At 67.2% G+C, this 12,779-nt stretch carries 12 protein-coding genes and 1 pseudogene; 8 read left to right on the top strand and 5 right to left on the bottom strand.

What is annotated here, in order from left to right; all coding sequences use genetic code 11:
• Window positions 1-342: 342 nt before the first annotated feature.
• The 7 genes from ndpH (at window position 343) to A7E77_RS04565 (ending at window position 6,441) form a co-directional block, all read left to right on the top strand.
• Window positions 343-1,047, top strand: a complete 705-nt coding sequence (gene ndpH / locus A7E77_RS04535; RefSeq protein WP_053111714.1) for a maleate isomerase — start codon at window positions 343-345, stop codon at window positions 1,045-1,047.
• On the top strand, window positions 1,047-1,868 hold the full coding sequence (gene ndpF, locus A7E77_RS04540) for an N-formylmaleamate deformylase (RefSeq protein ID WP_053111696.1): 822 nt from the start codon (window positions 1,047-1,049) through the stop codon (window positions 1,866-1,868). Before ndpH ends, ndpF begins: the two co-directional genes overlap by 1 nt.
• Entirely contained in the window at window positions 1,861-2,913 is a 1,053-nt protein-coding gene (ndpE, locus tag A7E77_RS04545; RefSeq protein ID WP_053111695.1) for a 2,5-dihydroxypyridine 5,6-dioxygenase, read from the top strand. The genes ndpF and ndpE overlap by 8 nt, the downstream gene beginning before the upstream one ends.
• Window positions 2,900-3,520 carry a maleamate amidohydrolase gene (gene ndpG / locus A7E77_RS04550; RefSeq protein ID WP_053111694.1) on the top strand — a complete coding sequence of 207 codons (621 nt, stop codon included), beginning with the start codon at window positions 2,900-2,902 and terminating at the stop codon, window positions 3,518-3,520. Before ndpE ends, ndpG begins: the two co-directional genes overlap by 14 nt.
• 50 nt (window positions 3,521-3,570) lie before the next feature.
• Complete coding sequence (gene ndpD, locus A7E77_RS04555; RefSeq protein WP_053111713.1) at window positions 3,571-4,734, top strand: 6-hydroxy-3-succinoylpyridine 3-monooxygenase NdpD; 1,164 nt, start codon at window positions 3,571-3,573, stop codon at window positions 4,732-4,734.
• 149 nt (window positions 4,735-4,883) lie between these two features.
• Window positions 4,884-5,681 carry an alpha/beta fold hydrolase gene (locus tag A7E77_RS04560; protein ID WP_226341883.1) on the top strand — a complete coding sequence of 266 codons (798 nt, stop codon included), beginning with the start codon at window positions 4,884-4,886 and terminating at the stop codon, window positions 5,679-5,681.
• 34 nt (window positions 5,682-5,715) lie between these two features.
• Complete coding sequence (locus A7E77_RS04565; protein ID WP_226341847.1) at window positions 5,716-6,441, top strand: TetR/AcrR family transcriptional regulator; 726 nt, start codon at window positions 5,716-5,718, stop codon at window positions 6,439-6,441.
• Between the two features lie 15 nt (window positions 6,442-6,456).
• Here the strand turns inward: A7E77_RS04565 and ndpC are convergent, their stop codons facing one another.
• Entirely contained in the window at window positions 6,457-8,487 is a 2,031-nt protein-coding gene (gene ndpC, locus A7E77_RS04570) for a 6-hydroxypseudooxynicotine oxidase (RefSeq protein ID WP_053111711.1), read from the bottom strand.
• A 189-nt stretch (window positions 8,488-8,676) separates the two neighbouring features.
• Complete coding sequence (locus A7E77_RS04575) at window positions 8,677-9,336, bottom strand: hypothetical protein (protein WP_053111692.1); 660 nt, start codon at window positions 9,334-9,336, stop codon at window positions 8,677-8,679.
• A 129-nt stretch (window positions 9,337-9,465) separates the two neighbouring features.
• Between A7E77_RS04575 and A7E77_RS04580 the strand changes: the two genes are divergently transcribed.
• Entirely contained in the window at window positions 9,466-10,029 is a 564-nt protein-coding gene (locus A7E77_RS04580) for a hypothetical protein (protein ID WP_053111691.1), read from the top strand.
• Here A7E77_RS04580 and A7E77_RS04585 read toward each other — a convergent pair.
• From A7E77_RS04585 to A7E77_RS04595, 3 genes and pseudogenes are all read right to left on the bottom strand, one after another.
• Window positions 10,007-10,498 carry a hypothetical protein gene (locus tag A7E77_RS04585; RefSeq protein WP_053111690.1) on the bottom strand — a complete coding sequence of 164 codons (492 nt, stop codon included), beginning with the start codon at window positions 10,496-10,498 and terminating at the stop codon, window positions 10,007-10,009. The two genes, A7E77_RS04580 and A7E77_RS04585, sit on opposite strands and share 23 nt — an antisense overlap.
• A complete protein-coding gene (locus tag A7E77_RS04590; protein WP_053111689.1) occupies window positions 10,495-11,181 on the bottom strand; it encodes a hypothetical protein in 687 nt (228 codons plus the stop codon). The genes A7E77_RS04585 and A7E77_RS04590 overlap by 4 nt, the downstream gene beginning before the upstream one ends.
• Window positions 11,182-11,303: 122 nt before the next feature.
• Window positions 11,304-12,779 (bottom strand): annotated as a pseudogene (locus A7E77_RS04595) (TM0106 family RecB-like putative nuclease); the annotation flags it as partial.

Consider the following 12,779-nt stretch of genomic DNA (forward strand, 5'->3'; position numbering starts at 1 on the left):
CCACGCTCCGCCGAAAGGCCCGGGCGCAATCGACCAGCGGCAGCCGCGAGACCGCGCGGCGAACCGTGGACGAGGGGACCGTCGCCAACGACTCTCCAATCAATTATCCGCTTGTATAAATTAAGTCAACGAGGAGCGCGTGGGATGTGAACGTTGGCACTGCCAAGCCGCCAACGGCTTCTCCCTACCATGCTCGATGTCCTCTGCGCAGATTGGTCGTACGATCACTGCGAAACCACCTTGTATTTATTCAGATGCAGAATTAACGTGCTAGGCGTAGCAGAGGAGAGGGCGTTGAAAGCCTATCGCATAGGGCAGATCGTGCCGAGTTCGAACGTGACGATGGAGACCGAGATCCCGGCACTTCTCCGGTCTCGCGAGTCCATCTCGCCGGAACGCTTCACGTTCCATTCCGCACGAATGCGGATGAAACACGTCACGAAAGAGGAGCTGTCCAAGATGGACGGCGCCAGCGACATCTGCGCGATCGAGCTGTCCGACGCAGCCGTCAACGTCATGGGATACGCCTGCCTGGTGGCGATCATGTCGATGGGCAATGGCTACCACCGCGAGTCGCAGGCGCGCCTTCACCAAGCCACCGTCGATAACGGCAATCCGGCCCCGGTCGTATCGTCGGCCGGCGCGCTCGTCGATGGGATCAAAGCCATCGGCGCCAAGCGCGTCGCCATCGTCGCGCCTTACATGAAGCCGCTGACGGAACTCGTCGTGGACTACATCCGGGCCGAGGGCGTGGACGTCGTCGAATGGCGCGCTCTCGAGATCTCGGACAACCTGGCGGTAGCGGCGCACGACCCCGCCCGTCTTCCTGGCATCGTGGCCTCCATGGAGCATCTGGCCGACGTCGACGCGGTGGTCCTGTCCGCCTGCGTGCAGATGCCGTCGCTGCCAGCCGTCTCCATCGTTGAGGCCCAAATCGGGAAGCCGGTGTTGACCGCGGCGATCGCGACGACGTGGGCCATGCTTCGCGCCCTCGACCTGGACACGCGAGTGCCCGGCGGCGGTACGCTGCTCTCGGGGGCGTACTGATGATGGGCGGTGGATACGGGTACAACGTCCACGCCAACGGCATCCGGCATCACCTGGTGCGGCACGGTGAGCGCGGAATGCCGCAAATGCTCCTCGTTCCCGGCATCACGTCCCCGGCCGTCACGTGGGATTTCGTGGCGAACAGGCTGGCGGAGACCCACGAGGTCCACGTCCTTGACGTGCGGGGGCGTGGACTGAGCGAGGCCGGCGATCTCGACTACTCGCTCGACGCCATGGCGGACGATGTGGTCGCCCTGACCAGCGAGTTGGGTCTGGACCTTCCGGTCGTTCTCGGCCACTCGATGGGCGCCCGGACCGCGATCCGTGCCGCGCGCAAGGCGCCCGGCACGTTCGGTGGTCTCATCCTGGCGGACCCTCCGGTGAGCGGTCCGGGACGCCGGCCCTACCCCTCCGCCTGGTCGTGGTACGAGGACTCGATCATGCTCGCGCGTCGGGGCTGCTCGGCCGATGACATGAAGGCGTTCTGCCCGACATGGACCGAGGAGCAGCGCGCGCTGCGCGCCGAGTGGCTGCACACGTGCGAACTGGCAGCCATCGACGCGGCGTACCGGGGCTTCCACGAGGACGACGTGCATGCTGACCTGCAGCACCTGGACCTGCCGATGAGGCTCGTCGTAGCCGGCGACTCGCCGGTGATCGAGGACGCGGACGTCGAGGAGATCCGCCGGCTGGCGCCGAGGATCGAGATCGTCAACGTCGAGGGTGCCGGACACATGATTCCTTGGGACAACCTAGAGGGCTTCCTTCGCGCCGTAGCCGGATTCGAGACTTACACCGGGAAGGTCGCAGCACATGGATAGCGCCAGCTTCGCGGAGATCTGCCTCCATCAGCTGAGGATGTCGGGCGTTCGCGCCGACGAGAGGCTCGTCGTGCTCACCCAGGGTGACGAGCGGCTGGACTACGCGGATGCGTTTCTCACTGCAGGACGCGCGCTCAAGGCCAACATCTACCACATGCGCCTCCCCGCCGCGCCACCGCTTGGCAGCTGGGCCGTCGGCCAGACGCCGCTCGCACGGATGCCCGAGGCGGTCGAGGCGCTGAAGAGCGTCGACATGGTGATCGACTGCATCTTCCTGCTCTTCTCGCCCGAGCAGATGGCGATCCAGGCCGCGGGCACGCGCATTCTGACGGTCGTGGAGCCGCCGGAACTCCTCGCCCGGATGCTTCCCTCAAGGAAGCTGCGCGAGAGCGTCGAGGCGGCGGGGGAACTCCTGGCGCGGGCGAGAACGATGCACATCACCTCGCCGCACGGGACAGACGTCACGTACAAGCTCGGCAGATACCCCACGGTGACTGAATACGCGTGCACCGACCAACCAGGCCGCTGGGACCACTGGCCTTCGGGGTTCGTCTTCACGGGCGGTGAAGACGACGGCGTCGACGGGCAGATCGTCGTGGCACCCGGCGACGTCCTGCTGCCACAGAACATCTACGTGCGCGAGCCGATCACCTACACGATCGAAAAGGGCCTCGTCACATCGATCCGCGGAGGCTTCGAGGCCGAACTCGTCAGGTCGTACATGGCCGACTTCGACGATCCCCGCGGCTTCGCGATGAGCCACATCGGCTGGGGAATGAACCCGGATGCGAGATGGCACCGCATGACGCCGGGCGAGTTCCCCGGCGGAATGGGAATGGAGCCTCGCAGCTTTCTTGGCAACGTGCTGTTCTCGACTGGGCCGAACAACGAGCTGGGCGGCGCGAACGACACCAGCTGCCACCTCGACATACCGTTGAGGGGGTGCTCCCTGTTCCTCGACGGCGAGCCCGTGGTCCTGGACGGGCGCATCGCCGCCAAGGAGCTTCTCGACGACGGCAGGAAGGTGTTCGATGTCGCAGGATGAGGTATACGACCGGGCAGGCTTCGGTCGCACCGTACCGCGCGGCACGCGTCCTGCCGTGGTCGTCGTGGACTTCAGCTACGGGTTCACTGACACTCGCTACCCCACCGCCGCCGACATGCGCGACCAGATCGCGAAGACGCGCACTATCACGGACCTGGCACGAGACCGGGGCTTCCCCGTCATCTTTACGACGATCGCCTACCAGCGTTGGGAAGCCGAGACGCTGCCCTGGCTACGCAAGGCTACGGGCATGAAGGCACTCCTTGTCGGCACGAGGCTGGTTGAGATCGACGCTTCCACCGGTATCGCGGCCGGCGACCCGGTACTGGTCAAACACGGCGCATCCGCGTTCCACCGCACGAACCTCGCCTCGCTGCTGACGGGTGCGGGGGTCGACACGGTCGTTGTGACGGGCGCGACGACGTCGGGATGCGTACGAGCGACCGCGGTAGACGCCGTGCAGTCGGGCTTCTCGGTGCTCGTCCCGCGGGACTGCTGCGGCGACAGGGCGACCGGTCCGCACGAGGCGAGCTTGTACGACATCGATCAGAAGTACGGCGACGTCACCGATGCGGCGGACGTCACCGGGTGGCTCGGACGGATCTAGACGCGACAACCGGGACGCGCGAACGCGTCGACCAGGACGGAGAGGGAATGATGGCCAAGCATGTGATCGTCGTCGGAGCGGGGCCCATCGGCCTGCTCACCGCCTACGGGCTCGCCATGGAGGGCGCGCAGGTTACGATTCTCGAGGCGGAGGAGCGCTTCAACGACAAGCCGCGGGCCCTCGTCTACCACTACCCCGTGCTGCCCCACCTCGAACGCCTTGGCCTCCTGCAGGACTGCATCGCCGAAGGGTTCCTGCGCCAGAGCTTCGGATGGCACATTCACAGCACCGGCGAGATGATCGAGTGGAAGTGGGCGCCGGAGGACGCGGGCGGACAGGCGCTCCACCTGCACCAGGGCCTGCTCTCGCAGATCCTGGCGAGACGGGCCTCGGAGCTGCCGAACGTGGAGATCCTGCTGCGCACAAGGCTCACCGCCTGCCGCCAGACGGACGCGGGCGTGATCGCGGAGATCGAGGGACCGCACGGCCCTGCGGTGATCGAGGGCGACTACCTCGTCGGCGCGGACGGCGCCAACAGCACGGTACGCAAGAACGTGCTCGACCTGCAGTTCCTCGGAACCACCTGGCCGGAGCGTTACGTCGCGACCAACACGAGGATCGATCTCACCTCCCGCGGCTACCCGAAGTCGGTCATGCAGTTGGACCAGAAGCACGGCGCCATCATCTGCAAGATCGAGGAGCCCGACCTCTGGCGCGTCACCTTCGTCGAGGATCCTGACCTGCCCATTGAGGGTATCGAGCAGCGCATCGACGACATGTTCGCCGACCATCTCCCTGACCTGCCCTACGAGGTCGTTGCCTACTCGCCCTATCGCATGCACCAGCGGATCGCGGACCGCATGAGGGTCGGCCGCATCCTGCTCGTCGGCGACGCAGGACATGTCACCAATCCGACCGGAGGCCTCGGCCTGACAGGAGGCATGTTCGACGCGTTTGCCCTCATCGGCACCCTGAACCGGGTACTCCACGACGGCGCCGGGGAGGACATGCTGGAATTCTACGAACGCGACCGCCGCCGTGTCTTCGCCGAAGTCACCTCGCCGCGCGCGTCGGGGAACCTCCGTAGCCTGTACCACCTCAAGGAAGGTCAGGAGAAGGAGGACCGCATCCGTTTCCTGCGCACCGTCGCTGGCGACGAGCGCCTCCTCGAGCGTGAACTCAGCTTCACCAAGCAGATGGAGACGCACTTCTGAGCGGTGAACCGTCCTACGACCTGGAGGACTTCGGCGGAGTATTCCTGACGTCCGCGAGCGTCCTTGACGGCGACGCGGTCTGGCCGGGCGTCAATGCCTACGTGCAATGGTTCGTCCCGAACGGAGCGCGTCCCGTCTCCGTGCTGCTGATGCACGGCGGCGGTGGCCAGGGCGCCGACTTCATCAGAACTCCAGACGGGCGGCCGGGCTGGGTGCACAGGTTCGTGCGTGCGGGATACGCAACCTACGTGCTCGACCGGCCGGGTCACGGCAGGTCGCATTGGAACGAACGGGTCCTCGGTCCATCCACACCCGTCGGCGACTACCGCGCCCTGTATCCGCGTTTCGTGGAACCGGCAAAGCACGGCCTGTGGCGCGAGGCAGCGCGGCATAGCCGCTGGCCGGCCGAACCCCTGGCCGGCGACCGCTTCATGGCCAGCCAAGGACCGATGGCCACTTCGCTCGCCGCGAGCCAGCGACACACTGAGGCGATCGCCGAGCAGCTCCTCGATCTCACCGGTCCGACGATCGTGGTGAGCCACTCGATGGGAGCGCCGTGCGCATGGGCGCTCGCATCCATCGGCGGTGACAGGGTGGCCGCCGTAGTCGCCGCGGAGCCGTTCGGGCATCCCGGCATGGTGCATCCGCTCGGCACGTTCGACAACGGCCTCGCCGCCGCATCGTATCAGGGACGCCACGATCCGTTCGCGCGCCCGGTCGCGATTGTAACGGGGGAGGCGACCTGGATGCGCCGATCGAACGTTCTCGCGGCGGAGTTCGTGCGAGTTCGTTCGGACACCTTCGAACACATCCTGCTGGAAGAACGGGGTATCACGGGCAACGGCCACATGCTGATGAGCGAGGCGAACAGCGACGAGATCGCCGACCTTGTTATCGCCTGGCTGGACGCAAACGTCGCCACCAGAACGGGACAGACAGCTTCCTAGACCGACCGTTCCCCGCTACTGCCGACAAGAGACCATGATGTTGAAAGCGGTGGGAATGGAAGCCGAAGTGATAGACGGCGAGGAGGTGCAGGAGAAGCCCGAGAAAGTGAAGGCGCGCCGACCGGGTCGCCCGCGGAAGGATGGTAATCACCGCGAGTCGATCCTCAACAAGGCCGAGATCGCGTTTGCCGAGGGTGGCTACGCTGGCATCAGCATCCGCGACATTTCGGAACGCGCCGGCGTCAACCAGGGGCTGATCCGCTACTATTTCGAGAGCAAGCAGCAGCTGTTCGACGAGGTCTACCGCCGCCGCGGTGGACTGCTTTCCGGACACAGGCACGTCCTGCTCGACCGCCTGCTGGAGGGCGGAGAGCCGCTGACGGTCAAGTCTATCATCCGTGCGTACCTGCAGCCCCAGTGGGACCTGAAGTACAGCGGCGAGGCGGGTGCGGCCTTCGTCAGGCTTCAGGCCCGCCTGCACGCCGAGCCAGAGGAGCACGCGCTCCGCCTGCGGCGGGAGGTCTACGACGCATCGGTCAAGCGCTACGTCGACACGCTCGCCAGCGTGCTGCCGGACGTCTCCCGGAGGACAATCGGCCTCCGCATGGCTTTCCTCGTCGGCACCTACCTCTTCATGCTGAACGACCTCGGCCGCATAGAGGATTTGACAGAAGGCAGGATATTGCAGCTGTCTAAGGACGAGATGCTCGACCACATGGTCGAGTTCCTGGCGGCCGGTATCCAGGCGCCGAATCCCTGAGAAACCTGGACGCCGTCACTCGACGGACGTCCCGTAGCGCATACCTGCCTTCCGTCCGTCGTAGGTCGCCTGGGCGATCTGTCCGGCACCGAGGCAGTCGCCGATCCGCTCCACCGACCGAAGGAGTCCGCCGTCGCGTTTGGCGATGAGCTGGTGGTAGAGTTCGTCCTCGGAGAGCTGACCTGTCACGAGGACGACGGCGTCGGCGGCCATCTCGTTCTCTCTTCCATCCAGCAGTCGACTGACCTTTACCGACGACGGGCCGATCGACGCGATGGCGGTGCCAACCACGATCTCGATTCCAGCCTCGTTCATCGAGTTGACTACGTGGACCATCTCCAGCGTGTTGTGCGTCCACGGCGAGGGATCGCTTGCGGTCGTGACGTAGGTCACCTTGCAGCCGGCTCGAGCGAGGCGATCGGCGACAACGGCGGCCATGTAGTAGTAATCCTCGTCGTAGACGATGACGCTGCCTCCTTCCGGAAGCCGGCCGTCGAGGATGTCCTCGGGCGTGAGCACGTGCGGCAGGTCGCAGCCTGGGATCGGCTCGTCATGGTTGCGGCCGACACCCTCCCCGCGCCACTTGGCGCCCGTCGCGACGATCACGTGGTCCGCTTCGAAACCGGCGACGTCGTCCGCTCCAAGCGGGCTGTCGAGATACATGCTGACGTTCGGCATCGTCTGGAGCTGCCCGACACGGTAGTCGACCACGCGGCCCCAGGCGCTGAGCCGCGGCAGCCTCCGCTCGCGGACGAGACGGCCACCCCACTCGCTGCCGGCATCGGCGATCGAGACCTGATAGCCGCGTTTGGCCAGCGTGTGCGCGGCCTCCAGACCGGCCGGTCCGCCGCCGATGACGAGGATCGACGCGTCCGAATTGTGCGCCGGGGGCACCTTCTCGGGATGCCAGCCGCTGACGTGCTCCTCGCCTGCGGACGGGTTCTGGGTGCAACGGATCCGCGACGAGGTCATGACCTCCGCCGTGCAGGCGTTGCAGCCGATGCACTCGCGGATGTCATCCTGGAGGCCGGCGTCGATCTTGTTAGGCAGGAACGGGTCGGCGATAGAGGGACGCGCGGCGCCGATCAGGTCGAGTACGCCGCGTCGGATCTGGCTCACCATAGCGTCTGGCGAGGTGAAGCGGCCGACACCGACCACCGGTTTGCTTGTGACCTTCTTGACGAAGTCAATGAATGGCTCCTGCTGACCCTCTTCAAAGAAGCGGCTGCTGCCACTGTCCCAAGCCCAGTCGCTGACGTTCACGTCCCAAAGGTCGGGGACGTCGGCGAGCGCCTCGACCACGCGACGACCATCCTCGAGGGCTGTCAGGTTCGTCTGCCTGCGCCGGTCCTCAACCGCGAAGCGAACCGCCACCGCGCAGGTATCGCCCACCGCGTCCTTGACGTCCGACAGCGTCTCGCGAAGCAGCCTGACGCGGTTCTCAAAGATCCCGCCGTAATCGTCGGTGCGCTTGTTCACGCGAGTGTCGAGGAAGTCCTGCAGCAGCGACAGGTTGTGCGCGCAATAGACGTACACGATGTCAAACCCGGCCCGTTTCGCCCGGAGCGCGGCGTCGCGGTACCAGCGGCGGAAGTCGGCTATGTCCTGCCGGTCGATCGTCCGCGCGGCGATCGGGTTGATAAAGTAGTGGGGATACTTCGTCGTCGGCGAGAGCGGGTGCTCGCGATGGTAGATGGCCGGTCCGGACGCACCCGCATGGGCGAGCTCGACCCCGGCGAGGGCACCGTGCTCCTTAACGGCCGCCACAACGCGCGCGAGGGGTTCGATGTACTTGTCAGAGTACATGCGCGGATCCGGCAGCGGCGCGTGATCCGACGTCTCGTGTATCATCGTCTCCTCGAGGCACACGACCCCCCATCCGCCCTCGGCTCGAGCTTTGCGGAACGCGATCATCTCCTCGAGCGCGGTCATCCCCATGGCGGTTGCGTGCGGGACCACATAGAACCGGTTCTTCGTCGTGACGGGGCCGATCTGCACGGGTTCGAACAGGATGTCGTAACGGGGATCGCGCATGGACAACTCCATCGACGGAACGCTTCGGAAGTACGCCCCTCGGAGCGCCGCTGCCATCCCCGCCGAAATCGGATGACGCCTCCGGACCATAGTTGAGCGCTAGCGAGAGCCGGTATGGAAAGCGGCCAAAATGCCATTCGGCACCGCGCAGCGAGCTTCGCGCCGCGCAAGCCGATCACCCGCCATCGAGACGCCTATCCGTTACTCTCCGAAGCTCATACGCTCCAGAGAGGCAGCCGAGAACAGATGTGAGTCCAGGATTGCGGAGAGATGCGGATTGCGCATCGCCAGTCCTGCCAAGTAGCGGCCGAATGCGAGCGCACCGCGGTTCAGCACGGCCGGATCACCGCGCCGCTCGGCCTCGAGGTGCATCAGGAGGAGCAGGGTCAGCGCGACATCGACCTCGGCCTTCGCACGACCGGACAGATCCGGAAGCGGTCCGACCTGCAGGCGAGACGTCGGCGCGAAGCCCAATCCGGCGGCCACGTCCGCCAGGCGGGGCCAGCGGCCATCCCTCGCGATCTCCGGCATCAAATCCCGGTGTCGTCCCGCGTTTCCCCCGAGCCGGGACGTCACGCCGCCATTTGCGAACACGCGGCATCTCAGGAAGGCGAAACGGAGTACGTTGAGATCGTGTGCGCCGTTGTACGTGACCAGTTCCCCTTCGCCGAGATCCGAAAGGGCACGCCGGACGAGTGCGACGACATCCCGCTCGCATCCCGCTTCGGCGTTCAGGCCGAACGCCGAAAAGCTGCCGTCTGCGTCCAGATCGAAGCGGAGTATCGCTACCGCGGTCACCGCCTGCAGCGGGGGCGGCATGTCGCGCGGCGCCCTCGTGCGCCCGGACGCGGCGAGCGCCATTCGGTCGATGCGGGTTTCAACATCCAGGACTAGGCAGCGGGTCACGTGCGGATCTCCGCAGTGGCGTCCCGATGCAAAGTCGGGATCACCGCACTTGATCCGAAACCGTACGCGGGGCACCGATCGCGCATGAATCCGATCGAGCCCGTGAACGCGGTGCAGCTGGGCACCCTCATCAAGGTGGTCTCAGCGATCCACGAGCTGCCGGCCGACCGGCTGCCCGCCCTCAAGGGGCGCTTCCGCAACTTTCTCAAGATGGGCTTCCCGGCCGTGCGTTCGGTCGGGACGGGCAGCAGGGCGGAGTACTGGCCGGCGCACGTCGCGCAGGTGCTGGTGGCCTTCGAACTGGTGGCGTTCCGGGTCCCGCAGACGGCCGCGGCGCACTGCGTCTCAGCATTCGCCACGGAGGTCGAGGCCGCCTTCGGCGCGGCGGCGAGAGCGCTCGCCAAGCCCAAGCCGGCGGATGCCCGCACCTTGCTGCTCGTCGCCTCGAAGGGGCTGCTCGACGACGCGAAGCGGCCGGTGCACGGCGACATGTCCATCATCGTCGCGGCCGGGGCGGAGGAGGCGACGAAGCAGGAGACGGTGCTCGCGATCGACGTCCGGCGCCTGGTCGAGCGCGCGGCGCGCGCGGCGCGCGCGACGGACGAGCCGTTCACCGAGAGGTTCTTCATGTCGCTCGGGCGCGACTGAGCGCCTCGACGTCCGCGCCCGAGGCCGCCGCCGCCTCCACCGCAGGCCCCAGGCCTCGAAAGGCCTGCTGCACGATGTCCAGGATGGCGGTGACCGTCGCGCGGTGCAGGAGGTCGGCGTCGCTCGCGACGATCAGGGCCTCCCTGCAGTGCGACAGAGTGCTCCCCTCGATGTCCTCGCGGCCACGGGGCGGCAGGTCGCCCGGATCGCGCGCGCTCGCCGGCATCGCGTCGCGGTCGACGTCCCAGACTCGGAGCTCGGCCATGTCCGGCGCCGCCCTCTCGATCGGGGCATGCGGCCGGTGGAGGGTCACGAGCACCAGACCGCAGGCGGCGCCGCCGGCGATAGCTGCCAAGCCGGTCGTCCGTGCCGCGCACGCGTCAGGCTCGCGTTTCCAGCGACCGGTCCACTCGCCCGGCTCGTCCTCGAGCGGCAGCCACCAGTCGACCCTGTAGACGGTGGCGGTCACGGTCTGGAAGCCGCGCGAGGCTGCTTCATGCCACCGGCCTTTACCGATACGCGCCAGGGCATCTCGAAGCCGACCTGCCCCGTGGCGACGACCAGTTCATGGCCGGTACGGCGCTCGACCACGCCGCGGATCGGCCACTCGCGGGCCGTGAACCATGGATGCCCCACCAGCAACCCGACCGGCTGGCCGACGACGGCGTTGGCGACTTGATCCGGCAGCCGAAAAGGAAGCCGCAGACGGGCCACCCCTCCGTCCGTCCGCACGTACACATCACCGATCGCCGTGGAGAGCTCGACCGCTCCAGCGCAGATCCGGAGCGTCACCGGATCATGGCTCGAGTCGAGCGGGGGGATGACGACCGAGGCGCCGGCCCGCCGGGTCCAGCGACCGTTCATGCCGGGGGCGTCGGAGAGACGGTCCAGGATGCTGCCGAGAAACTTGGCGCGATGGTCCTCCGGCCAGCCAAACGGCGGACGCAGGCGCCACATCTGCGCCGCGACGTCGACGCCGGCCGAGCGGCACGCAGCCTCCACGAGGGGCGACGCCATCACGACGCCGACCTGAAGGTGGCGGCGATACAATCCCAGCCTTTCGGCGTTCATCTGGCGTCGGAAGCGGCCAATCGCGATGCCCACCTCGAGCCGCTTTTTCGTGAGCTCGCGATCAGAGGATGCAGCGCTCATCGCCCGGTCTCCGTCCGAGGCCACGGCAGTGACGGCATGACGGGCAACGCCAACGCTCCGTCGAAGACCACCGCGCTCGCCAGGCAGTCGTTGCGGTTGTAGGTGAGGATGCGGTCGAGGAGACCGGGATCGCGGCTTCGCATCCACTCCACGAACCACTGGATGCTGCTCGCTCCGCCGGCGTCGGGATCATTCCAATCGAAGCCGAGATGTCGCGCGACGGCCTTGAGGCCGAGCGAGTGCGTCGGCCAGTGCGTAAGGGGCAGGACGACGTCGAAGTACAGGTCGACGCACCTGCCGGCCGAGAACATCGCCTCCACGCCTTCGGCGTCGATCACCTCCGGATAGCGGGCGGCCAGGCGACGGTAGGTCGACCTCTCGAAGGCGCTGAACGTCGTCAGCAGCGCGGACGGGTCGGCAGTCAGGAAGTCGATGGCGGCGGCGAAGACGTCCCGCTCGGCGGACGGTCGGTCCGCCAGGAAGTGGACGTAGTCGCCCTCGTCCACACCGTCCACGCGGCGCCGACGCCAGATGCCATGAAGGTAGGTGAAGTCACCGCCGTGCGCCGTGGGATCGGTCTCCAGGTCGAGGTGGTGCTCGACGTCGCGCCGGGCGAGGCCGAGATCCCTGGTGGCGAAGGGCGCCGCGGACGAGACGAGCATGCGCGCCCGCTCGCGGAACGTGGCCAGGCGAGACGCGCCCACGCCCGGAACAACGGTGCGGCCGCCCCCAACCGACACGCCGCCGATGTCCAGCTCGGCCAGATCCGAAAGCGACGCCGCCACCTGCTCGATCGAGGAGCGGACCGACCGGCCCAGACCGGGGATCAACGTGAGGTCCCCCTCGGCGAGAAGACGCTCCTTGCACACCGCCTTCCAGACGCACAGCCCGCAGATCGACGACAGGGCCGGCCTCGTGTCCGAGGTCCGGTCGCGAATAGCCCGGGCCCGAGCGGTCAGCGACGCGACCATTCCCCGGACGGTTCGTCCGTCCCGACCCATGGGCGCATCGAGGTCGTACCACGTGGACGTCCCGTCCGAGCCGATGACGAAGGCGCGGTGCTCACCGCCGAGCCCGAGCCGGCCGAGCACATCGGCGTAGAAGCCGGTCTGCACAGCGTATTCCAATCGCGGGTCGCGGCCGTTCGGGGCCAGCGCGCCGCCGGACTTCACGTCGCCGCCGAACCAGACGCCGTCGACGCGGCGGAGGAGATCGGGACGGCCCTCGAGATCGTCGATCACCAGTCGGGCGCCGAGGATCCACTCGGCGTTGGAGGACATCGCCAGCACGGTCGCCTCGTACCTCTCGGGCAGCGGCAGGTCCCGCAGGTCGGAGACGAGGCCGCCGAGGCCGTCGAGGACATCCGCCTCGTGGCGGCAACCCTGAGCCCAGAGCATCTCCACGAAGCCGTTGACCTCCCCCTTGCGCTCGGGATCCCCGTGCAGATCGAGGTGGACCCGCTGCTCGCACCGCACGAGGTCGGCCAGCATCGTCGCCGTCACGCGGCCGGCGGGGCGCCCGCCAGCACGCCGCGGGCGCTCCTCCCCATCTAGTTCGCGGGGACCATCCGCCACCATGCGGTCGCTACCAGCCGGCAT

Source organism: Sphingomonas sp. NIC1, from assembly GCF_001638925.1.
Classification (GTDB): Bacteria; Pseudomonadota; Alphaproteobacteria; order Sphingomonadales; family Sphingomonadaceae; genus Sphingomonas; species Sphingomonas aquatilis.